Source organism: Marinibactrum halimedae (assembly GCF_021234875.1).
Classification (GTDB): domain Bacteria; phylum Pseudomonadota; class Gammaproteobacteria; order Pseudomonadales; family Cellvibrionaceae; genus Marinibactrum; species Marinibactrum halimedae.
This window is the reverse complement of the sequence record NZ_JAJQVM010000013.1, coordinates 41099-64103: the sequence shown is the minus strand read 5'-3', so window position 1 is coordinate 64103 and position 23005 is coordinate 41099. Positions and strand designations below refer to the sequence as shown.

General features: G+C 45.0%; 19 protein-coding genes and 1 pseudogene. 9 read left to right on the top strand and 11 right to left on the bottom strand.

Going from position 1 to position 23005, the window contains the following annotated elements; translation table 11 throughout:
- Positions 1–126 precede the first annotated feature (126 nt).
- The gene (locus tag LU351_RS09355) at positions 127–1458 is read left to right on the top strand and encodes an HD-GYP domain-containing protein (RefSeq protein WP_232593808.1); all 1332 of its coding nucleotides are present in this window, start codon (positions 127–129) and stop codon (positions 1456–1458) included.
- Positions 1459–1662: 204 nt separating this feature from the next.
- On the opposite strand, the gene LU351_RS09350 is transcribed toward LU351_RS09355, so the two are convergent.
- The 5 genes from LU351_RS09350 to LU351_RS09330 all read right to left on the bottom strand — a co-directional run bounded on the left by LU351_RS09350 (position 1663) and on the right by LU351_RS09330 (position 6193).
- Positions 1663–1878 (bottom strand): cold shock domain-containing protein, encoded by a 216-nt coding sequence (locus LU351_RS09350; protein ID WP_232593807.1) that lies wholly within the window; start codon positions 1876–1878, stop codon positions 1663–1665.
- An 812-nt stretch (positions 1879–2690) separates the two neighbouring features.
- Positions 2691–3251 (bottom strand): hypoxanthine-guanine phosphoribosyltransferase, encoded by a 561-nt coding sequence (locus LU351_RS09345; protein ID WP_232593806.1) that lies wholly within the window; start codon positions 3249–3251, stop codon positions 2691–2693.
- Complete coding sequence (locus tag LU351_RS09340; RefSeq protein WP_416053948.1) at positions 3244–4305, bottom strand: mechanosensitive ion channel family protein; 1062 nt, start codon at positions 4303–4305, stop codon at positions 3244–3246. The genes LU351_RS09345 and LU351_RS09340 overlap by 8 nt, the downstream gene beginning before the upstream one ends.
- Positions 4306–4355: 50 nt before the next feature.
- Positions 4356–5399, bottom strand: coding sequence for a beta-N-acetylhexosaminidase (gene nagZ, locus LU351_RS09335; RefSeq protein WP_232593804.1), 1044 nt, complete (start codon positions 5397–5399; stop codon positions 4356–4358).
- A gap of 146 nt (positions 5400–5545) precedes the next feature.
- Positions 5546–6193, bottom strand: coding sequence for a TetR/AcrR family transcriptional regulator (locus tag LU351_RS09330; RefSeq protein WP_232593803.1), 648 nt, complete (start codon positions 6191–6193; stop codon positions 5546–5548).
- Positions 6194–6617: 424 nt separating this feature from the next.
- Between LU351_RS09330 and LU351_RS09325 the strand changes: the two genes are divergently transcribed.
- On the top strand, positions 6618–6938 hold the full coding sequence (locus tag LU351_RS09325) for a DUF6763 family protein (RefSeq protein ID WP_232593802.1): 321 nt from the start codon (positions 6618–6620) through the stop codon (positions 6936–6938).
- 346 nt (positions 6939–7284) lie between these two features.
- Entirely contained in the window at positions 7285–7893 is a 609-nt protein-coding gene (gene lexA / locus LU351_RS09320) for a transcriptional repressor LexA (protein ID WP_232593801.1), read from the top strand.
- Positions 7894–7959: 66 nt separating this feature from the next.
- Here the strand turns inward: lexA and LU351_RS09315 are convergent, their stop codons facing one another.
- Positions 7960–8589, bottom strand: coding sequence for a DUF6586 family protein (locus LU351_RS09315; protein WP_232593800.1), 630 nt, complete (start codon positions 8587–8589; stop codon positions 7960–7962).
- 259 nt (positions 8590–8848) lie between these two features.
- Positions 8849–11527, bottom strand: coding sequence for a type I DNA topoisomerase (gene topA / locus LU351_RS09310; RefSeq protein WP_232593799.1), 2679 nt, complete (start codon positions 11525–11527; stop codon positions 8849–8851).
- Positions 11528–12077: 550 nt separating this feature from the next.
- Here topA and LU351_RS09305 point away from each other — a divergent pair.
- A complete protein-coding gene (locus LU351_RS09305) occupies positions 12078–12821 on the top strand; it encodes a hypothetical protein (protein WP_232593798.1) in 744 nt (247 codons plus the stop codon).
- 10 nt (positions 12822–12831) lie between these two features.
- On the opposite strand, the gene LU351_RS09300 is transcribed toward LU351_RS09305, so the two are convergent.
- Positions 12832–13368 (bottom strand): hypothetical protein, encoded by a 537-nt coding sequence (locus LU351_RS09300; RefSeq protein ID WP_232593797.1) that lies wholly within the window; start codon positions 13366–13368, stop codon positions 12832–12834.
- 181 nt (positions 13369–13549) lie between these two features.
- Between LU351_RS09300 and LU351_RS09295 the strand changes: the two genes are divergently transcribed.
- Positions 13550–13981: a universal stress protein gene (locus tag LU351_RS09295; RefSeq protein WP_232593796.1), complete on the top strand. Its 432-nt coding sequence runs from the start codon at positions 13550–13552 to the stop codon at positions 13979–13981.
- 26 nt (positions 13982–14007) lie between these two features.
- Here the strand turns inward: LU351_RS09295 and LU351_RS09290 are convergent, their stop codons facing one another.
- Positions 14008–15945, bottom strand: a complete 1938-nt coding sequence (locus tag LU351_RS09290) for an ATP-binding cassette domain-containing protein (protein WP_232593795.1) — start codon at positions 15943–15945, stop codon at positions 14008–14010.
- 329 nt (positions 15946–16274) lie between these two features.
- On the opposite strand from LU351_RS09290, the gene LU351_RS09285 reads away from it, so the two are divergent.
- The 3 genes and pseudogenes from LU351_RS09285 to LU351_RS21035 all read left to right on the top strand — a co-directional run.
- Complete coding sequence (locus LU351_RS09285; protein ID WP_232593794.1) at positions 16275–18407, top strand: transglycosylase SLT domain-containing protein; 2133 nt, start codon at positions 16275–16277, stop codon at positions 18405–18407.
- 287 nt (positions 18408–18694) lie between these two features.
- Positions 18695–20047 carry a hypothetical protein gene (locus LU351_RS09280; protein ID WP_232593793.1) on the top strand — a complete coding sequence of 451 codons (1353 nt, stop codon included), beginning with the start codon at positions 18695–18697 and terminating at the stop codon, positions 20045–20047.
- Positions 20048–20235: 188 nt separating this feature from the next.
- Positions 20236–20403, top strand: a pseudogene (locus LU351_RS21035) (hypothetical protein); the annotation flags it as partial.
- Here LU351_RS21035 and LU351_RS09275 read toward each other — a convergent pair.
- On the bottom strand, positions 20341–20499 hold the full coding sequence (locus LU351_RS09275) for a hypothetical protein (protein ID WP_232593792.1): 159 nt from the start codon (positions 20497–20499) through the stop codon (positions 20341–20343). The pseudogene LU351_RS21035 and the gene LU351_RS09275 sit on opposite strands and share 63 nt — an antisense overlap.
- 420 nt (positions 20500–20919) lie before the next feature.
- Here LU351_RS09275 and LU351_RS20910 point away from each other — a divergent pair, with 420 nt between their 5' ends.
- Positions 20920–22029 carry a hypothetical protein gene (locus LU351_RS20910; RefSeq protein ID WP_232593791.1) on the top strand — a complete coding sequence of 370 codons (1110 nt, stop codon included), beginning with the start codon at positions 20920–20922 and terminating at the stop codon, positions 22027–22029.
- A 105-nt stretch (positions 22030–22134) separates the two neighbouring features.
- Here LU351_RS20910 and LU351_RS09265 read toward each other — a convergent pair whose 3' ends face one another.
- Positions 22135–22668, bottom strand: coding sequence for a hypothetical protein (locus tag LU351_RS09265; RefSeq protein ID WP_232593790.1), 534 nt, complete (start codon positions 22666–22668; stop codon positions 22135–22137).
- Between the last annotated feature and the right edge of the window lie 337 nt (positions 22669–23005).

The following is a 23005-nucleotide window of genomic DNA, read 5'->3' as shown; positions in this document are numbered from 1 at the left end:
ATAAACGTTAAGGTGATAAACGTTAGACAAGGGTTGAGCAAGACTTACACACAACATTCATAGAGACTACCTCTCAAGTGTTCCTTCCAGCTCGTTAACACATCCATTAAAGATGGTGGAGATACCATGAGTACCCCAGGTAACGGGTTTTATTCCGCGCATTTGGCGCACGTTAATGAAAATAATGCTGTCATTTGTACAGAAGACATACACAATCAACAAGGCGCTCTACTTTTAAAGAAAGGCAGTCGTTTTAATGTCGACAAAGCAAGGATTATTGCACAACACAAGCTGAGTAAACCAATAGAGCAGAGTATCAATATTGAAAATAGCGTAAGCGGTAAAGAGTTGTATCAATTTATGTTACAACTCGCCCCTAGCGCACCAGGACTTGCCCCCATTATCAGCGGGGACGAGAATTACTGTTACGCTCTGAATGAAGCCTGCCAACTTTACGATAAGCACCTTTTACTCCGTCAAAAGCTCACGGTGATGTCTGAGCGCTTTCCAAAGCTGTATCAAAAAGCAATATTTGGCGCACTGACCGCTCTTTCTATAGGTAAAGAACTGTTAAGCACAAAAGTTATTACTTCAGAAGCCTGCCAGGCTGCTGTCATTGCCGCCTTATTCCGGGACGTGGGCTTCCTTCATATTAATCCAGATTTCATAGAAGCACATGAAATCACCCCTGAAATCACTCGACAAAAACAAGCTCACCCTGTCATCGCCAGTAAAATTCTTGAAATGATTCCCAGCCTACCCAAAAGCATTAGTGAGGCCGCCCTGAATCATCATGAAAGCACAGACGGTACTGGCTATCCGAAAGGTAAATTTGGTAGTGAATTAAGTGTTGCAAGCCAAATTGTGGCCATCAGCGATACCATTATTGATTTTTACGCACGATATGCCGAGCACGGCGAGTACACCAATACACTCATTAGCTCTGCATTAATGTTTAATCAAGGGGTACACTTTCAAAAAGTGCACAATGCCGCTGCTCGTTTGGTGAAACGTTTCCCGAATGCACATTGCCATCTTCCTGAAAACTGCCCAACACATCAATATATTACAGAGCGCCACACTCTCTTATACCATCACTTTATTGAGTTAAGAGATTTCACATGGTTCGTCCTCGATGACATTGCCCACTCCAAAAAACGGAATGCCATAGCATCATTGATTGGACGTATGAGTATTTCTATTAATAGCTCAGGCGTTTTACAACCTGAATATCAAGTTTGGCTAGAGAATACCTGCTCATTCAGTAATAGAGAGGATCAGCACCTCATTTGGCGCTCAGAAGTTATTTACGACGAAATCAGTATGCAGCTTGATCAATTAAAGCGGTTACTTGCTGAAGCAGCTCCGATGCAATGGAAAGAAAAATATGAGACTCAGAAAGAAATGAATTTAAAGAAATATCGAGTAAACATGAATAATTCAAATAATGTCGCTTAGTTTCATTAATTGACTACTTTAGAGAAACCCAAATTTAGAGAAAACCCCAAAATATCTCACAAAAAACGATTTAAATTTAAAAGCGTATTTTGTGCTCACAAGGGGCACAAAATACACACACTGAAAAAATCCTAAATACCGGCGCATCCTTTCATTAAAAATTCATAAAAAATCATGAATTTTCAACCACGACGATATCTTAAATTAAACACCTGTGACGTTTTCAGCTTGGAATCCTTTATCCCCCTTGAGTAAATCAAACTCAACGGGCTGTCCTTCTGTTAATGAACGATATCCTTCACCCGAAATGTTTCTGTAGTGAACAAAAACATCGGTAATACTATCGTCTTCCATGGTAATAAACCCATAACCCCTAGCGTTGTTAAACCATTTAACAGTGCCACGCTCACGATCAGCCATAATTAGCTACCTCTTTTTGTGTTGACATGTATGGACAAATAATAAGCAACTTCACCCAAACTACACGATACAATAGGTATACCCATTGACATCGAGCCTGCTAGGCGAGTTTTCTTTTTATTATTCAGGTCACTTACTACCGGCTCTATTTATTGAAACCAGCGTAGAATGATCGTTATTGGATAGACTGCACTTAAGGTGCTGTGAAAACCATTTCAGAGCGTTCGATATGGAGAAGTGAGATTTATATACCACTGCGTTTCACCAAAAGACCCAAGTGTACAAACCTTTCATTCTATTATTTTATTTCCCTCGCTAAATCCCTCATTAAAACGAGTGCTCTCATATGAAAGGTATACTGCTACATCTACCACTATATACTTTTACCACTATATAATATTTTAAAACACCTATCGGCTTTTCAATTGAATCAATTTTTGTAACGACTGAAAATAAATAATAAAAAACTTTTCTGAAAGCAATTAATACTTTCCTATCAGTCAAACAAAAAATAAAAATAGCGATGACAGGCGTACTATTCTATTAGTTTAAGAGGCTAGCACAAGGAATGTTGCTTTCCAGTATTCTGAAAAGAAAGTCGTCAAAATCAACTCATTTATCTCAAATAATGATTAAGAAGACACTCTAATTCTCAGAGCAAATATATATACAGAATACTGGTTGCAATCATTAGAAGCTGGCCAGCCAGACAATGTAGAACAGTGTTATCAAAAGGACTTACATTGTCTATGGCTCGGCACGCCGAATTGATTAATTATGCGCAATGGTTAAATTTATTGGCGCGAAAATTATCAATCTGACACAGCATAGATGGCGGGGATGTTACGAAGAAAACCCTTGTAGTCCATACCAAAACCAAAAACATAACGGTCTGGTACATTTAAACCCACATAGTCAGCTTTAACTCCGGTGATACAGCGGTCATGTTGTTTATGAACGAGCATAACGGTCGAGACACTCTCTGCACCGGCCTCTTTGCAATATTGAATAATGGCCTCAAGGGTTACCCCTTCATCGAGGATGTCATCCACAATGACCACATGACGGCCTTTTAAATCGTAGCGGGGCTCAGCCAGCCACTTCACTTCTTTACCTTCTGTGCTGTCGCGGTAGCGTGTGGCATGGATATAATCCATTTGCAGTGGGAAATGCAGCTTACTCACAAGCGTTGAAAATGTCATCAACCCACCGTTCATGACGCACATTAATACAGGCGTTTGCTCTCCTAATGCGGCCGTCAACTGATCAGCAACCTCATCTAAAGCCGCATCAATTTGTTGATGGTTATACAGCAAATCGGCGCTGTCTAATATGTTTTGAGCCTCAACGGCCAGGGATTCAAAATTACTCACTACGGTTTAACTTCTCGGTTTGTCGTTCTAGGATTGGTGCGGACTCAAGATGTACCGAACGAGTCGGAAAGGCGCACTGAGCACCATGAGCCGCAATGATATTTAACACCGACAACAGCACATCCTGTTTGACTTTATGGTAAGTCACCCAATCAGTGGTCTTGGTATAAGCGTAAACAAAAAAGTTCAATGAAGACTCAGCAAACTCATTAAAATTCACGATGATGACTTCATTGTGGTCAATGTCTTGATGGCTTTCCAGCATTGAGTGAACACTGGTGATGACTTCACCTACCACACTGGCATCATCATAGCGAACACCAATGGTTTCATAGATACGACGGTTAGTCATACGCGACGGGTTTTCTACAGAAATCTGAGTAAAAGTAGCATTGGGAACATATAGAGGACGCTTTTCGAAGGTGCGAATGCGTGTTTGTCGCCAACCTATATCTTCTACCACCCCTTCAATTTCTTTATCTGGGGAGCGTATCCAGTCTCCTACTTTAAAGGGGCGATCCAAATAAATCATTAAGCCACCGAAGAAGTTCGCCAGTAAATCTTTAGCGGCAAAGCCGACAGCAATTCCCCCAATTCCCCCAAAAGCCAGCACGCCCGACACACTGTACCCCAATGACTGAAGCACAATGAGCGCCGAGCTAACAATGACCGAAATACGCAACAATCGGCCAATGGCCATGGCCGAGGTTTTATCCACCCTCTGATCACCACGAGCTTCATACACCAATCGAAACTCAACCTGCTTCACCAAGCGCACAAGAAACCATGACAGTAACAGCACCACCCCGAGTTCACGAATCAAAGGCGCGGCATCCAGGAAGACAGAGTCACTCACTCGACTGTAAGGCTCTGTCGCAAGGGTTAACCCCACCAATAGGATGCCGATGTTCAAAGGCTGTTTAATCGCTAAAATCAGAACATCATCCCAAATAACTTTGGTGGACTCCGCCTTTTGCAATACCCGCTTCAACGCAATTTTCACCACCAACGCCAATGAGAAGGTCATAAGTGTGATGATAAACGTCTCGATCATCCACTGATCAAACTGCGGAAACACCGTCGATAACTCCGCAGCGTATTCGTTTACTGCCGTTTCTTGCATAGTTTCACTACCCACTCTCGAACAAAATTGGCCCTGTCGCTATGCCAGGCAGCCACAGCGACAGATCGGGACTCTGAGGACGTACGCAAATCATCGATACGACCGAGGGACAACTCCGACATTTTATAATCCAATAACGCTGACGCGACTGATCTGGCTGCTTCAGGTTGGTTACACACCAGAATTAAATCACACCCTGCGTCTAACGCTGCATGAGCTCGTTCAACATACCCACCCGCCTTGGCGGCCGCAGCCATACTTAAATCATCACTAAAAATAACGCCATTAAATCCCACTTGTTGGCGAAGAATTTCGCGTAGCCAAAGGGAAGAAAAACCAACGGTTGAGGTATCCACTTCAGGGAAAACAATATGAGCAGGCATCATCGATTGCAGTTGATCTTTTAGCCTCTGAAAAGGCAGTGCATCATGGGCCAGTACGGTAGACAAACTACGTGGGTCTACCGGGCACTCATGATGACTGTCTTCAACCACCCCACCGTGGCCTGGGAAATGTTTACCCGTTGCCGCCATGCCAGCCTGAGACATCCCATCAATAAATGCACTCGCCAATGCAATGACTTCATCTGGGCAGTCTGAGAATGCTCGGTCACCGATTACCTTGGAGCGGTCAATATCCAAGTCCAATACCGGCGCAAACGATAAGTCTATTCCCACGGCCAAAGTCTCTGTCGCCAGTAACCAGCCCACCTCTCTGAGTTTGTCCAAGGTATCATTAGGGGAACGACGAAAAGAGGGCAAAAACGCCCCCATTGCGGGAATGTCTGAAAACCCTTGCCGCAAACGGCGTACACGCCCACCCTCTTGATCCACGCAGATCAGCAGGTTTGGGTTCACTTGACGAATGGATTCACAAAGCGCTGAGACTTGTGCCGGGGATTCAACATTGCGGGAAAATAAAATGATGCCACCCAAACTTGGCATCGTCAGAAACTCGCGCTCTTCATCAGTGATGACGATACCGGCTAAGTCGGCAATCAATGGCCCGCTAACGGCTTTCAGCATACGTCCACCCCACACATACCGATGAACTTCAGCACGCAGACATACTTAGCGCCACTGATAACCGTCTTGCGACTAATTGCCCTATGACTAACTGCCCTACGACGAATAACCCCATTACCGATACTCATTTCAGCCACAGCCTCAACTCAACCTTGGGTGGCAGTATCATCGACCGCAATGAGGCCACGCGCCGCTGGAATAAGCAGTTCTATGGCTTGGTGCAAACTGGTGTCTTTATCAAAGTCTTCTTTCAAAATAGCTTTAATGGATTCAAAACTGGACAAGGTAAACACCGTTGCCCCCAACATAAAGTACAGACGCCAGTAAAAAGCGACCGGGTCCATTTTGGGGGCGGCGATAGAAAGCAGCTCGATAAACCGAGCGTAAAATTGACCGTACTCTTGCATCATGAAACGGCGAAGGTGAGCCTGTGACTGAGTAAAAGCAAGCCCCAACAAGCGCATAAACCGTTGTATTTCACCCTCGCCCGAGGCCTGAATACTCAACAAGCTATGAAAAAGCGAATCCAGTAATTGGCTTAAGGTAATGGACTCACCATGTTGTTCTTGTAACTCCGTTAACGATTGGCCTAAGGCCTCACAAAACGGGGTTAAATAACGGGCAAATACTGCTTGAATCAGTACTTTTTTAGACCCAAAGTGATAATTGACCGCAGCCAAATTCACATCAGCCGTGCTAGTAATCGTGCGTAATGAGGTTTCTGCAAAACCGCGCTCAGAAAACAACACCGCAGCAGCGTCAACAATTCGAGTCACTGTATCTGACTGGGCCATCCGACTTATCCACTCGCTCAATAGAAAGAAAGTTCGAGATCTTACCATTGCCGGTGGTTGTCGTCACATCTAGATAAAATCTGGTTAATTAAAAACCAAAAAGGGCATTGATATAAACACCGAATCAAGTACTAAAATTCAGTCCTTAAATTAAGGTAACACTAGACCGAATGTGCATTACTCACCCATTTTGATAGGTTGTTTCGAGTTAACATTATGGCGTGATTTTATAGCACCGCATAAATATCAATTAAATTTCAATAGGTTATCGACCACCCCCTTGCTTTTCATTTTATCAAACACTTTTCATTACCTAGCACCCTGTCAATCAGTCCCCCTTCCGAAAAAGCCAAGATCGCCGCATACTGGCACTTAAAAGACTATTTTTTAATCAAGTGAACGTAAATAAAACGGGAGGGCAACCATGGGTAAGTTATATCCCATTATAGGAGAATGGTATTGCGACGATACGGACGGAACAGTCTTTGAAGTTGTTGCCTTAGACGAAAGCAACGGCACGGTGGATATTCAATACACAGGTGGTGAAATAGCGGAATGGGATTTAGAAACTTGGGCAACCTTACCTATTACAGCCGCTGCCGCACCAGAAGACTCAACCAGTGGTTACGAAATTGCGTCCGAAGATAAATGGCTCAACGATACCACCCATCAAGAGGTGATGGACTGGGAACGCCAAATGAGTGCCATTGAGCCAGATACCTTTCCAGACTTTGACGATTTGTGAATCCAAGGCGATTGTATTTTTCATTGAACGATTCATTCCCAGATTCATCCCCACGTAACAGTGAAGATCAAATGAGCGGTTCTCACTGGGTATTTATGGGCTGCACTCATTTTAATCCTAGCCATACCGGACGTTTAATCACTCTCAAACCCACCTTTTAAAGGGGGAATGCTTAAAATAGCGCCTCATTGAGTGACTGAAAACTCAAAATTCACTCATTTTTATGACATCGGTTGTAGATAGCGGCCACTTACTGTATAAACTGTCAGTGTACATTAATTCAGTATACAACCGTATCCATATTTTATACATCTCGCGACGTCCCGTGCGCAGATAGAGGCTAATTATGATTAAACTCACTCCTCGTCAAGAACAAGTTCTTAATCTTATTCGCACCTACATAGAGGAAACCGGCTATCCTCCCACTCGCGCAGAACTTGCCAATCGACTTGGATTTCGCTCTGCCAATGCCGCCGAGGAGCATCTGAAAGCTCTGGCCCGCAAAGGTGCCATCGAAATGGTACCCGGTGCCTCTCGTGGTATTCGCTTGCCTGATGACCCCTCTCAATCCGGCTTACCGATTGTAGGACGAGTGGCTGCAGGTAACCCAATATTAGCCGAAGAGCATATTGAAGATTATTGCAACATTGGTGCAGAACTCTTTAACCCTACTGCAGACTTCCTGCTCAGGGTCAATGGCATGAGCATGAAAGACATCGGCATCTTAGACGGCGACTTATTAGCAGTACACCGAACCGAAAGCGTTCGCACCGGCCAAGTAATCGTGGCACGCATCGATGACGAAGTAACCGTTAAACGTTTACGTCGCGGTAAAAAGCGCCATGAAGTTGAATTACTGCCTGAGAACGACGAATTCGACGTCATCAAAGTCGACTTGCGTGAACAGGATTTTGCGATTGAAGGGTTAAGTGTCGGTGTGATCAGACGATCTTAAGCACTATCACCCACTATCACTATAGAAAGGATCAGCAGGCTTTGATCACAAGAGCCTGCTCATTACTCAACATTCATTCTGGGCTTCTCTCTGCTGAGCCACAAAATCACTCAACCATGTGACCATTGCAGATACTCTTTCTGCCGAAACTTCACTCGTTTTATTCATAGGATCGAATGACCCTTGACCTGCCGACGATGAGGTAGCAATGAGGTTGTGATCTTTTTTATTACTGATGACAAAACGACCTAGCCGCTCTCCCAAAACAACACTTTTCGCCTCGATTAATTGAGACAACTCACTGTCGGGATGGCCTGCACTGTTTTTCAGCCATTGAAGCTCTGCTATAGACACTTGAGCGTTCGCCACTAACCGGCAACACACTAAAATCAAGCTATTAGGGGGCAAACTCTCCAAAGACATGACATCCATTTTTTCCTCTGATTCCAACAACGGGTGACCCAACCTACACCTCGCTATTTCCAGCCCCTTCGCCTGCAAGCATTCAGCAATAAACAAACACAATGCCGACCAAGTATGAGACACCGCCGACTCCATCATGGCCGACGCCATAATGGGCGACGCCACAGGCGTCTCACTATGGCGATCTAAAAGCTGCAAACAGACCTTTGCTTGGGATAATTTTTGATTTGTGCGTTTGGCAAGAATGCGCACATCATTATATTGGGAATGCATAAATTTCGACCTAAATTACCCATATCAAAGTATAAATTACCCATATCAAAGTATAAAAAAACCCCGCTCTTTAAAAAGAACAGGGTTTTCAATTGTTTTCACTTAGGAATAAATTCACTCAGTAACCGCTCTTTCTCATCAAAACGGCCAAGTTTCAAAACAATTCAGTTTCAAAACAACTAAGCTTCACAACAACTAAGCTTCAAAACAACTAAGCTTCAAAACAACTAAGCTTCAAAATGGCCGGGCTTCAAAACGGCTAGGCTTTTTCCTTATCCGCTTTTTTTGCCGTCGCTTTTTTCGCTTTGGTGGCTTTTTCAGTAATCACCCATTTACCACCTTCGTAAAAAGCCTTCCAACCTGTCGCTTTACCCTCTACTTCCGTTTGCACGTACTGCTCTTTGGTTTTACGGCTAAAACGCACCAACGTTCGATTACCATCGCCATCCTTTATGGGCGCACGACATAAAAAGTGGTACTTCGGATCAATTTCATCCTTATGGGGAATTAACTCATCCACAAATGGGGCTCGTGTTTCACGATTTTTGGGGAATTGGCTCGCCGCCAAGAAAATACCCGATGCACCGTCTCGAAGAATATAGGTATCCTCCACATTTTGGCACTGCAACTCCGGCATAGGGACTGGATCCATTTTAGGCGGTGCCGCTTCGCCACTTTTCAGTAACTTGCGGGTATTTTTACAGGACTCATTGGTACAACCAAAATACTTACCAAAACGGCCCGTTTTAAGCTGCATTTCACTGCCGCATTTATCGCACTCAATGGTCGGCCCATCGTAGCCTTTGATTTTAAAACTACCCAATTCCACTTCATAACCCGGGCAGTCCGGATTGCGACCACAGATATGCACTTTTCGGGTTTCATCCATTAAATAACTATCCATCGCAGAATTACACAATGGACAACGACGCTTGGACCGCAGCTGCTTAGATTCCGCTTCTTCGTCCTCTTCAATATTCACTGCCTCATCACCAGGAACGAGGTTTTTAGTCGTTTTACAGCGCTCTTTAGGCGGTAGAGCATAACCGGAACATCCCAAAAATACCCCAGTACCTGCTGTACGAATTTGCATGTGCCGTCCGCAAGTTTCACACTCAATATCGGTGTCAGTTGGGGAGTTTGCACGCATTCCATTGTCTGGATTCTGGGCCTCTGTGAGCTTGGAGGAAAAATCCGCATAGAAGCGATCTAACAAATCCAGCCAGCGCTCATCACCCGCTGCCACAGAGTCCAAGGACTCTTCCATGTTGGCAGTAAAACTGTAATCCATTAAATCCGTAAAAGACTCCTGCAAACGCTCGGTGACAATATCGCCCATTTTTTCCGCGAAAAAACGACGATTTTCCAAACGCACATAACCACGATCTTGAATCGTGGAAATAATAGACGCATAAGTTGACGGGCGACCAATACCGCGTTTTTCCAACTCTTTTACCAAACTGGCTTCACTGTAGCGCGCAGTGGGTTTCGTAAAATGCTGGTTGGGGTCGAGTTTTTCCAACGACAAAATTTCGCCAACAGACACATCCGGCAAGACTTGATCTTCGTCTTTCTTCGCAACTGCGGGTAAGACTTTTAAGAAACCATCAAAACGAATCACCCGACCGCGTGTTTTCAGTTCATAATCAGCCGCTTTCACCGTCACACTGGTGCTGGTGAACTGCGCAGGCGTCATTTGGCAGGCGACAAATTGCTTCCAAATCAGTGTGTACAAACGCTCGGCATCTCGCTCCATGCCTTTCAATTGATCTGGCAGCGTATTCACACTTGAGGGACGAATGGCTTCGTGCGCTTCCTGAGCCCCTTCTTTACTGGAATAGCTATTCGGGGCCTCAGGTAGATACTTTTTACCGAAATTATCGAGAATATAGTCACGACAACTTTCTACCGCTTCTTTACTTAGATTGGTGGAGTCCGTACGCATATAAGTGATGTAACCGGCTTCGTATAAGCGCTGGGCCATCATCATGGTTTTTTTCACACTAAAACTCAGGCGGGTACTGGCTGCCTGTTGCAACGTAGAGGTAATAAACGGAGCACTGGGCTTCGATTGCGTCGGCTTGTCTTCACGTTGAGCGACTTCGTAGACAGCGCCCTCTAACGCCTTCACAGCCGTCATGGCTTGGGTTTCGTTCACCGGTTTAAAGGCGTTGCCTTCAAACTTCTTCACTTCAAAACGCAACGCTTCAGACTGAGTATTTTTCGTGTCGGCAAATAACGTCCAATACTCTTCTGGAACAAATGCCCGAATTTCATTTTCACGTTCGACAATTAAGCGTACCGCTACTGACTGAACTCGACCGGCAGACAACCCTCTAGCCACCTTCTCCCATAGCAAAGGCGAAACCATAAAGCCGACCACTCGATCCAAAAAACGGCGGGCTTGCTGAGCATTCACTCGATTAATATCAATGGGGCCAGGGCTTTCAAAAGCTTCTTTAATAGCTGACTTGGTAATTTCATTAAAGACCACACGACGATAACGCTCTGGCTCACCCCCAATGGCTTCCTGCAAGTGCCAAGCAATGGCCTCTCCTTCTCTATCCAAGTCCGTTGCGAGATAAATGGTATCGGCGTCATTTGCTAGTTTTTGTAACTCTGACACCACTTTTTCTTTATTGGGCAGAATTTCGTAATGGGCTTCCCAATTATTTTCAGGATCAATCCCCATACGTTTGATTAACTGCTCCTTAGCCTTGCGCTGCTTATGAAGCACTTTTTCTTCCGGGGATAGCTTACGCGTAATGGCGGCTTGCCTCGCGCGCTCTTTTGGGTCAACCGCAGAACCTGAGCTGCCTCCGGTAGGCAAATCTCGAATATGACCAACACTGGATTTCACCACGAAGTCATTACCGAGGTATTTATTGATGGTCTTAGCCTTCGCTGGAGACTCCACTATGACAAGAGATTTACCCATACTGTCCTTCTAAACACCTATTTGTGTATTGTTTGATCATTCTCATTATCCGGCGCAGTTTTCTGCCCTTTTGGGGGCATATATAAGTGCTGAAAACCCATGGGTCAAGCTGAGACCTAAAAAAAGTCACCTCAATGATCCTCAACAAGACACATTTCGAGCCTTTATTGCCTACCCGTCCCTCAGCGCGATGGCAAAGTTAAGAATGCATCTACAGCGATGTTTTTATTGACTTTTCTCCCAAAAGCCATCCAAGAAAAAATGCAAAAGCATTAACAATATCAATAAAAAATCAAGCCACTGTGTTTATTCCACTCTAAAGAAAATCCATTCGGTGACGACTCTTTTTTAGGAAGAGGAACCGTTACAATAGAGACAATATGACCATACCAAAAGACGCAATAAAAACTTGGAAAAACCAGATACACCAATGCAAGACCTCTATCAGCTAACACTAACAACTAACAACTAACACTAAACGGTTACGTCTAAACATGACGACTAAACAAAAGCGCCCCCTTTGCTTTACCCAATCAACATACGGTTAATTATGAGCTCTTTTATCGCCCTAGTTCTTTTCGCCTTCATTGCTGTTAGTGCCTTACTGGTGGTCAGCTGGGCGAACCATCGGGAAACACGACGCCGCATCATTGACTCGAAGCTTCGACAACTCAAGCGTAAATACGAAGAAATTCAAGATGCCATCACCAATGTAGACCAACTCATTGAACTGAGAGCGGTATCGGTTGCATTGAACGAAGAGGTGATTTCCATATTGCAATCAATGCAACAACTGAAACCCGATGAGGGGTATGTGGTTGCCGCCCTTAATAATGCAGAGGCATTACATGAAGAGCTTCAAAAAGAAACAGCCCATAATCGTGTTTATCGTATTCGCGAAAGTGATTCGAAAATTCTGCGGGCCCAACGACACTTAGACTTCGCCGCTCGTGTGCTGTCTTCACAGCAAGCTCTGGGCAAGATTAGCCAGGACGAACTCAATACCTTCCGTGAAGCCCTTGCTTGGGCTCACCTTCAAGTGGGTGTAATTTCTGTGGTGGCACAAGGTCACCAAGCGACCAACCGAGGGGATATCTTAACGGCAGCCGCCTATTACAAGAAAGCAAAAACCTTATTGATGCAATCCGGCCACCCAGACCCAAGGCGGCTGGTGATGATTCGCGAAATGAGCGATATTCTCCATAACAAGCGTACTGCGCTTTCAGATAATCTCATGCATGAAGTGGATTACAACCCCGATAACGAAGTGGAAGACCCCGCTGATATCATTTAGGCGGGCGGCCTCACTCCTCCTCCCTCTGGTGTTCTTCTTTTGCGCCTAACCGAACCCGCATTGACTCCAGCATGGCCAGTAATTTAGAAAGCGACCATTGCGAGGACTCGGTCCAGTCTACATAGACGCCGGCACGACTCAGACCAATAGCGCATACCGATGCTGGAATGGCCGCTTCTTTCACCCATGTTTCTAACAGGCTGGACTGATCTGGCTGTTCAGGTTGCTGAACCCATTGCCAGATCCCATTCACATGAAGCTCGTGGGTATAAGAAGATCGAATTAATAAAGCCGGTTTGATCTCTGTCGAAGGACTCTGCCAAGGTAACAGGTAACGTATGGCTCCATCAGGTGCTTTCACAGGCGCTAACTGGGTATGAGCTTTTGGCCACTTAGGAAGATGGACGGTCAGCCCCAGCTGTGCCGCCTCTGTACGCAACTTAGCTAAACGCGCCTGACGCGGGCTTGGCCGCATCATCATGACCGGGCCCACGGCCAGTGCAATTGCCATCACCACCATCACAACCGGGAACCATTGTGCAGTCATTCGTCATGCGCCTCGTTCAAAAAACGTTAATCTATGGTGTCTGCAGCGAAATACATTCGCTACGTTTGCTAAACATGTTAAAAAATAGATGTGTGGAAAATAGTGGTTTATGGTGATTCACTCATACTTTTGATCAATAGACTTCAACCTTTACACTCACTCACCCGTCAGGAGAGCAGTTATGAGTTCATACACGCACATTTTGGCAGGGCTGGATTTGTCAGAAGAGTCATCACAAGTCCTCAGCAAAGCTCATGCCATTGCCCATGCCTTTGAAGCAAAACTCTCATTAGCCCATATCATTGAGCCACTGACCTTTACCTATGGTGGCGACATTCCCATGGACATGACCGCAGTACAAGACCAGATACAACAGCAAGCCACCGAAGAACTCAATCGTGTGGCCAATCTTCACGATATTCCCTTAGAGCAACAATTCATTGCCATTGGGCAACCCGCCAATGAACTTCAACACTTGGCCAAAGAAAACAATGCCGACTTAATTGTCGTCGGCAGTCACGGTCGCCACGGCCTGTCCTTGATCTTGGGCTCGACGTGTAACTCCGTACTTCACGGCTGTGGCTGTGACGTTCTGGCCGTTCGAGTCAAGTAATCAGCACGTTTAAAGACATCACCCACTTACATAGCATCTAACTCTTCCCAACGCTCGTAAGCCACTTGCAATTGCTGTTGGGTTTGATCAACCAATTTCAAACGATCACTCACATGAGCGGCGTCTTGGGTGTAAAAATTAGGATCGGAAATTTCTTGCTCCAATTCTGATACTTGCTGTTCCAGTTGCTCGATGGTATCAGGGAGCTGATCCAGTTCCCGCTGGAGCTTGTAGCTGAGTTTTTTCTTCGCCGCCACCGGTTGACTCTGAGCGGTCGTCAAATCCATGCCCTCTTTTTTCGACGACGATTCGCTCACTGAAGATGGGCTGGAAACTGCCGGTTGCGTAGCGTTGTCGTCTATCCAGCGTCCGCCTTGACTGATCCAATCTTCATAACCGCCAACGTATTCACGCACACACCCTTGCCCTTCAAAGGCGATGGAGCTGGTGACGACATTGTCCAAGAAACGACGATCATGGCTCACCAGCAATACCGTTCCCTGATATTGAGCCAACACTTCCTCAAGTAATTCGAGGGTTTCCACATCCAAATCATTGGTGGGTTCGTCCAACACCAACAAATTACTGGGTTTGCTGAATAACTTAGCCAACAGAACTCGGTTGCGCTCCCCTCCCGATAACGCTTTCAATGGCGTACGTGCCCGTTCACCACTAAAGAGAAAGTCGTTTAAGTAGCTGATAATGTGCTTTTGCTTACCGCCCACCTCAATAAACTCACGACCATCGGCAATGTTATCCACCGGCGATTGTTCCAGATCCAGCTGCTGGCGTAGCTGATCAAAATACGCCACCTCTAAATTGGTGCCTAGCTTTACCTGTCCTTCAGTTGGAGTGAGTTGACCCAAAATAATTTTGAGTAAGGTACTTTTTCCAGAACCATTGGGGCCGATCAGCCCCACACGATCCCCTCGCATAAGCCTAAGCGATAGCTGCTGAATAATGTGCTTTTCGCCAAAGCGCTGTTTTACATCCGTCAACTCCGCCACTAACTTACCTGAGCGCTCAGACTCCGTCAGTTGTAAATTCGCAGAACCCATAGCCTGTTTGCGCTCAGAACGCTCTACACGCATGGCCTTCAGGGCCCGCACACGGCCTTCATTTCGGGTTCTTCGAGCTTTAATGCCCTGGCGAATCCACTTTTCCTCTTCCGCCAAACGCTTATCAAACAGTTCGTTATGACGAGCCTCTTCGGCAAGTAACGCTTCCTTATATTCCAGAAAACGATCAAGATTACCTTGAAACTGCAACAGTCGCCCACGATCCAGCTCCACAATGCGTGTGGCCAAGTTATTCAAAAACGCCCGATCATGGGTGATAAACACAATGGCGCCATTAAAGCTCAACAGTTGTTTTTCCAACCATTCGATGGTGGCCACATCCAAATGGTTAGTGGGCTCATCCAGTAACAATAAATCCGGTTCGTTCACCAAGGCACGAGCCAAGGCCACACGTCGGCGCCAACCACCGGATAAACCGGCCATAACTGCATTGGGATCGAGGCCCAACCGATCAATGGTGGTATCCACTTTTTGCCCCATTAACCAACCATCAACCGCTTCGATACGAGTTTGCAACCGAGCCAATGCTTTCAGGCTTTCCTCACTCGAACCCGCATCGGTCGACTGTTCTGTCAGATGACGATATTGAGTCAAGAGTTCGCCCACTTCCGCCAGCCCTTGAGCAACGGCGTCATAAACCGACACATCATCGGCCTCTGGCAAATCCTGCTCTAGACGAGAAATAACCAAGTTAGCGGTTCGCCAAACCGATCCACCATCCAACTCAACCTCACCGGCCAGCACTTTCATCAGGGTGCTTTTTCCGGCACCATTGCGACCAATTAAACACAAGCGATCACCGGCTTGAACATCTAAAGTTTGCTCTTCTAAAAGCACCGTCAAACCAAAATGAAGAGAACCATTCTCAATACGAATCAGAGACATAAATACCGACTTAACCATCAGAGAAAATCGTGTAGCACACGGAAAAGGCTGCGCAAAACAGGAAGTTTCACAAACAGCACTGCGATAACGCGTTGCATTATAACCAGATTCTGAAGAATCCGACGCGCCTACTTAAAAATGCATTTAAAACCAGTCAGTTAAGCGTTGGATTTTATGTAAAAAATCAGCAAGAATAGTCTTAAGGAAGGACAGTGGATACGTTATCTGTGCCATTGACGCCGAATTAATCAGTTTTTTTAGGAAATCTTATTAAAGGTAAGTTGTCTTATACCTCAACGTCCAAACCACAACCAAATAGCCAAGACGCCATGCACAAGAGTAACAAAACGCCTTTGTACGCAAGACGCCCTGTCTCTTTAGCTTTATCTACAAAAGCTTTATCTACAAAATTGGCCTCATCGACCGCACTCATCAGTGTTATTCTTTTTAGCCTCTTTACTCACAATGCCATTAGCATAGAGGCCGAAGCACTAAACAACGACGGCATCACTGCTGATTCTGCACAGGCCGGGCTAAATAAAATACTCGTCAATGATACGCCAGCCAATACCACAACGACGGCAACCAACTCTGCTCAAAAGCTCAATGAGCAACGCGCACTGTACCTAGAAGTGCGAAAAAAGTTGAAGCAAAAAAAACTGACCTATGATCAAGTCCCTTATGACCAACTGGAAGACTACCCGTTGGTGCCTTACCTTCATTACTCAGATTTAATTTCACAACTGAACAAACGCCCTTATAAAAAAGTTGAACAATTCTTGGAAGAGAATGAAGACTCTTGGTTATCGCACCGCTTACGTAAAGCGTGGTTGAAAAAACTGGCAAGCTCGAACCGCTGGCATGAGTTTCAAAGCTACTATGACGAGTCTATTAAAGATGAAGGTTTGTATTGCCAATATTTGATGGCTCGATTTAATCATGGCGAACCCAAGGCTTTGGAGTCTGTCGCCCCTATTTGGAATCAAGGTAAATCACTGCCCAAAGCCTGTGACCCCCTCTTTAAAGAATGGATGCAGAGCGAATACTTTTCATCAGAAATCGCTTGGGAAAGACACTTTAAAGCCGTAGAAGCTCGCAAGCTCAGCTTGGCAAAATACATCAGTAAAAAAATTGACCCTGCCTTACAGCCTCTTGCCAAACAGATGCGCGATTTGTACCACTACCCTTCGCGCTTATCTCGCCTGAAAGACTACACCACCTACCCAGAGGCCGAATTGCAATCGGTTATGCTGTATGGCGTGCGCCGATTAGCTCGAACCAACCCGAAACAAGCCTTAAGAATCTGGGAACAATTTGACTCCAGCGTCTTTTTTGAACAAGACGAACGTAGCCAAACCATAGAACATCTTGCTTATCGACTACTGCAAAAAAAGCATCCGAAAACCGCCACTCAAATTCTCGACAGTAACAATGTCGTCAGTGATCGAGTCATGGAGCGATTAATTCGTGTTGCTCTTAAGGAAAACCGTTGGCAAGACGTTAGCCTGTACATTGGCAGACTCAGCGATGAAGAGCAGCACACCCATCGCTGGCGCTACTGGCAAGCACGCGCAAACGAACACCTAGCAAAGAGTGAGGCTGAACGAGAAACCATTACGACAATCTACCAAGAATTAGCCCAAGACCGCGACTTTTACGGATTTCTTGCTGCCGACCGATTAGGCTCCCAATACAGCTTAGATCATACGGATGTCACCCCCTCCCCCATGATGATTGAGCAAGTGGCTCAACGCCCGGCACTGGCTCGCTCTAAAGAGCTTTACGAAATTGGCCATATCAACCAGGCTCGCATGGAATGGCGTTACGGCACCCAAGACTTAAGCAAAGACGAGCTGTTATCGGCCGCCAAGCTTGCCAATCAATGGGGCTGGCACCGAAAAACCATTGAATCCATGAGCCAAGCCCGCTTCTGGGATGATTTAAACCTACGCTTCCCACTGGTGTATCAAAATGAAGTGAATGAAGCGGCCAAATCGACGTCATTGGCGCCTCAGTATTTATTGGCCATTGCCCGCCAAGAAAGTGCATTTGCCCCTGATGCAAAATCCCCCGCCGGCGCCATGGGGCTAATGCAATTAATGCCAGCAACCGCCAGAGAAACCGCCAAAAAAATCGGCATTACCACACACAGAAAAAACGATTTATTAACGCCGCAATACAACATCACCATTGGCAGTAATTATTTAAGTCAAATGGTGGAACGCTTCAACGGCAATCGGATTTTAGCAACAGCCGCTTACAACGCCGGCCCGCATCGAGTGGTAAAATGGCTAAACCCTTCTGGCAAAGAAGTCCCGTACGATATCTGGATTGAAACCATTCCTTTCCATGAAACACGAGGTTATGTACAAAACGTCTTGTCTTACTCATTGATTTACAGTTTACGCATGGGAAAAGACGCTCGTTTATTAGAGCCTAAAGAAGTGAAGCAGGATTTGTAACACAGTACGTTAGTAGCACATTCACTGCTGTGCATATTGTGCCATTTAAAATAAAGATTTTTTTTAAGTGGCACAATATGCAAACACCCGCCTTTCAAAAATCAAAATAATACTTCCTCAATGTAAGCGAATATTGACTTCGACAAGTCATTATAAATCACTCTTTAAATCGGCACCCAAAACCTCTCTGCATCTCTCCATTCTTCTATAACCAAAACACCACTCAAAAAATTGAGTGTTCTAACCTTCTCTGAGTTTTCACTCACCTTCCTCATTAAGGGGTGCTCATGTTTTATCAAAATATGAATAAAGCGGCGATACCTTTTTGTTTGAGTCTTTTTTCCAGTGCGATCAGTTCAGCGAACGCCTTATTAATTGAAACACCGGACGTTACAAATACGTCGTGCCAAATTGCTGTTTTTTCCGAAGACGCCGATAAAGATGGCGTCGGAATAGTGTCAGAACTTTTATACGGCACCAACCCATGCCAAGAAGACACGGATGGCGATTTCATCAATGATGCCGAAGACCCCTTCCCTCTCCATGTTAATTTTACTTCAGACCATGATTTGGATGGATTACCGGATGAATGGGAAAGAGAGCATAATATCGACGACCCTTATGCGGATGAAGACAACGACTTTGTTAGTAATGCGCTCGAATTTCAATTAGGCACCAACCCAATCCAAGTGGATAGCGATTTAGACGGGCAGAAAGACAACACCGATAAATACCCTCTCAATGCTTTGTATTATCTGGACAATGACAACGACGGACTCCCGGATGAGTGGGAAGCCATTCATCGCCTTGATCCATTAGTGAATGACGCCGCTGACGACGCCGATTTTGATGGCCTCACCAATTTGCAGGAATTTCAGCGAGGTACAGAACCGCGCAATAACGACACCGATAACGACCGCATTTACGATGGCCAAGACTGTTTTCCGTTGGATCGCCGTTATCGTAAAGACAGTGATAAAGATGGTTTGCCCGATCGCTTCGAAAATAATTTTGCCAATGCCTTCATTCCTTTAGATCCGCTTAACCCCAATGACGCTCTTGCTGATATGGATCGAGATCAAGTCAGTAACTTGGACGAATTTTTATCTGGCACACTGTTAACTGAAGCCAATTCCGACTGGGATTTAGGTTTTATCGATTTTATTATTTTTGAGGAATTCGAATACGACCAACAAGATGTTGAACCATTAAATCGCCTTTACACCGTCGATGTCGATCAAGACGGGATGCCTCGTCGCTGGGAAATTCGCTTTGGTTTAAATGATGACGACTCTTCAGACGCTACCGTCGATATCGACGGTGATGCGTTCACCAATTTACAAGAATACAAAAAAGGGATGGATCCCACCTTGTTCGATACTGACGCCGATGGTATTGATGATGGGTTGGACGCGTTTCCCACCAATCCACTCTACCAGTTCGATGACGATTCCGATGGGATACCCAATGCCTATGAAGATGATCCAACGTTAGGCCTGAGTTCTTTTTATGCGGGAGATGCTTCTGAGGATTTTGATAACGATGGGTTAAATAATTTACGTGAGTTTCAGGCGGGCACGGACATTTATAATGCCGACAGTGATTACGATCGCCAATCAGGGCTCCCTAGTAATAATTGATCAATTCTTAAGGTTAAAGCTTGATCCATATGAACCTTTATTAATCAAAAGAAAGATTCATAAGAGAAAAATTTCATCAGGCAAATTGCCTGAGACCCCAAATATATCTTTTTGAATTTAAAATTAGGTCAAACAATGATCATTTGGGTTGGATCTGGATCATTTTGATTGTTTATTACTAGGGAGCCCTGGATCGCCAATTAGATGGCCGTGATATTGACCCTACCAATCGGCAATACCGAACGGATTTTGATCACGATGGTATCCCCGACGAGTGGGAGCGAGAACACCAATTATCCGCCCAGGAATTTTCTTTTTACACTGACACCGATGGCGACCACATACCCGACGGCTGGGAATGGCAACGAGGCACCAACCCCCAAGCGTGGGATACTGACCATGATGGCCGTGACGACAATACCGACCCCTTCCCAACGGACGCTCGCTACCAAGAAGATAATGATTTTGACGGCATACCTAAACGCTGGGAAGAGAAGTTCTCTCTTCCAGACGACGATTTTTACCATTCGATTTTAGATGAAGATGGCGATTTTCTCAGTACTTATGACGAGTTTCTTCTCGGTACTAATCCAACTTCCGACGACACCGATAATGATGGCTACTTTGATGATCAGGATGCCTTTCCATTACATCGCCAGTACACGCTAGATGATGATGGTGATCAGCTACCTAACGAATGGGAAGATTATTATCGATTCGATAATCTTGTTAAAGAAGGCGCGATTGACTCTGATTTTGATGGACTCACCAACCGAGAAGAGTTTCTTCTCGGCACCAACCCTCGCGATAATGACTCGGATAATGATCGCTTTTACGACGGGCGCGATGCCTTTCCGCTAGATCGGCGATACGTGCGTGACAGTGACAACGACGGCATGCCGGATCGATTTGAAACCGGCAATAATACGTATTTTTATACATTCGATACACTTAATGCCGACGACGCTTGGGACGATGCCGACGGGGATGGGCTTACTAATTTAGAAGAATTTCATGCGGGCACGCTGCCTTTAGAACCCAACTCAGATTGGGACAGTGGTTACGCCAATTTCATTCCTTTTTATGGTTATGAAATAGACAGTCAAGACTTCGCCCCTCTCGACCGACGCTATGCCGTAGACCAAGACAATGACGGCATGCCTCAACGCTGGGAAATACGATATGGCCTGAGTGACACCACGGATTTTGATGCAATGGATGACCCCGATGGCGATTTTCTACCCAATAAATACGAATACCTTCAAGGCACAGAACCCTACATACCGGATACAGACTTGGATGGGGTGAATGATTTTAGTGATGTCTTCCCATTAAACCCGGCCTACTCCTACGATGACGACTTCGATGGACTGCCCAATGCGTTGGAGGACGATCCAAACAATGGCCTTAGCTCGTTTTTTAGTGGTGACGCGTCCGAGGACTTTGATAATGATGGACTCAATAACATAGAGGAATTTCGAGCAGGCACAGATTTTAATAACCCTGATACCGATGGGGATCGCCAACGAGACGGATTTGATATCGTCCCCACTGATGCCCGCTATCAGAAAGATAACGACTTTGATGGCATACCCGATGAATGGGAAATAAATAATGGCTTATCAACCACGGAATTTTCTTGGTTTTCCGACCCCGACTTCGATCACTTACCCAATGGAATGGAATGGCAAGCAGGTACAGACCCCAATGACTGGGACTCCGATGCCGATGGCCGTGACGATAATGAAGACCCCTTTCCCACCGATGACCGTTATCAAGACGATCAAGATTTCGATTCTTTACCAAGAACATGGGAAGCACAATTCTTCTTTTCGGATTTAGATTTATTGGATGCGTTTATGGATAACGACGGTGACGGCTTAACCAACACCGAAGAATTTTTACTGGGAACCGACCCGACCAATCCAGATACAGATGGCGATGGACTTTTTGATGGGGATGATCCCTTTCCTTTAAATTAATGGAAGAGACTCTAACAGCCTAGGAATGATGTACTTAGGAGTTAAATCTAGTTATTAACGGCGATAGGGTGCTCAAAATAGTATTTTGAGCACCCTAACTTAAAATTATTCTAATTCTAAAGCCACTAAATTTGTTACAAATGGCTTCACGCTAAATTCACCCGTTACGAAACGATTCATTCCACTATCCCAATTGTATGCTTTAATGTAATACTCTCCAGCAGCCAATGTCACTTCCGAATGATTTAAATCATCAAAGGTAATTAACTCCTCTTTTAACCACCCCTGCTCGGTAACCTCATACAGATAACCCCCACATTTTATGGAGCCAATCCGAGGATGCGTACAAGAATCAAGTCTCAGCTTTGTTTGGTTTTTAGGATTCTTTTCCGTTTTTATCACTGTAATTTTACCAAAATCTTTCTTTGTTTTTTTTGCATCAGTAATGACCACTTTTTCACTTTCTACTGAATACGAACCAGAAGTGGCGTTCACAGATTCAGACGTGCCTGTGCCTCCTAACACGCCATCAATCGCTCCGGACATGGCATCGTTAGCCACTCTCGTAAACTCAGTCGAACTACAGCCTTGAAGCAAGGCCATTGTAGACAAAGCGACTAAATAGATAATTTTTTTCATCTTCAGCACCCTTTAAAATATTTTTATACAATGAATTTAAAAATAGAAAAAATGAAACCTGTAAAGCTATACTCTTATATAGAGCCAGTAAAATTACGTATACGACTGAATGGAATGGACAATGTGCGTTACTTGAACGCAGAGAGCACAAACTAAGGACCTACGTGAGCGCTTAGTGAGATAATTGAAATGAGAAGAAAAAATAAAAAGATTTTGAGCATCCATGTCTGACTCCTAACCGCTTACCTATCCATCTGCGGAACTAACAAATTATTTATAGGGCCAACTAAGCATCAGTAAAACATATCATTTAAAATGATTTTTTCTTAGCAGCGTC

Excerpts from the sequence above, each read along its gene's own strand:
- LU351_RS09355 (WP_232593808.1), top strand. The coding sequence starts at position 127 with ATGAGTACCCCAGGTAACGGGTTTTATTCCGCGCATTTGGCGCACGTT.
- LU351_RS09350 (WP_232593807.1), bottom strand. The coding sequence starts at position 1,878 with ATGGCTGATCGTGAGCGTGGCACTGTTAAATGGTTTAACAACGCTAGG.
- LU351_RS09340 (WP_416053948.1), bottom strand. The coding sequence starts at position 4,305 with ATGATCGAGACGTTTATCATCACACTTATGACCTTCTCATTGGCGTTG.
- nagZ (WP_232593804.1), bottom strand. The coding sequence starts at position 5,399 with ATGCTGAAAGCCGTTAGCGGGCCATTGATTGCCGACTTAGCCGGTATC.
- LU351_RS09330 (WP_232593803.1), bottom strand. The coding sequence starts at position 6,193 with ATGGCCCAGTCAGATACAGTGACTCGAATTGTTGACGCTGCTGCGGTG.
- LU351_RS09325 (WP_232593802.1), top strand. The coding sequence starts at position 6,618 with ATGGGTAAGTTATATCCCATTATAGGAGAATGGTATTGCGACGATACG.
- lexA (WP_232593801.1), top strand. The coding sequence starts at position 7,285 with ATGATTAAACTCACTCCTCGTCAAGAACAAGTTCTTAATCTTATTCGC.
- LU351_RS09315 (WP_232593800.1), bottom strand. The coding sequence starts at position 8,589 with ATGCATTCCCAATATAATGATGTGCGCATTCTTGCCAAACGCACAAAT.
- topA (WP_232593799.1), bottom strand. The coding sequence starts at position 11,527 with ATGGGTAAATCTCTTGTCATAGTGGAGTCTCCAGCGAAGGCTAAGACC.
- LU351_RS09305 (WP_232593798.1), top strand. The coding sequence starts at position 12,078 with ATGAGCTCTTTTATCGCCCTAGTTCTTTTCGCCTTCATTGCTGTTAGT.
- LU351_RS09300 (WP_232593797.1), bottom strand. The coding sequence starts at position 13,368 with ATGACTGCACAATGGTTCCCGGTTGTGATGGTGGTGATGGCAATTGCA.
- LU351_RS09295 (WP_232593796.1), top strand. The coding sequence starts at position 13,550 with ATGAGTTCATACACGCACATTTTGGCAGGGCTGGATTTGTCAGAAGAG.
- LU351_RS09290 (WP_232593795.1), bottom strand. The coding sequence starts at position 15,945 with ATGTCTCTGATTCGTATTGAGAATGGTTCTCTTCATTTTGGTTTGACG.
- LU351_RS09285 (WP_232593794.1), top strand. The coding sequence starts at position 16,275 with ATGCACAAGAGTAACAAAACGCCTTTGTACGCAAGACGCCCTGTCTCT.
- LU351_RS09280 (WP_232593793.1), top strand. The coding sequence starts at position 18,695 with ATGTTTTATCAAAATATGAATAAAGCGGCGATACCTTTTTGTTTGAGT.
- LU351_RS09265 (WP_232593790.1), bottom strand. The coding sequence starts at position 22,668 with ATGAAAAAAATTATCTATTTAGTCGCTTTGTCTACAATGGCCTTGCTT.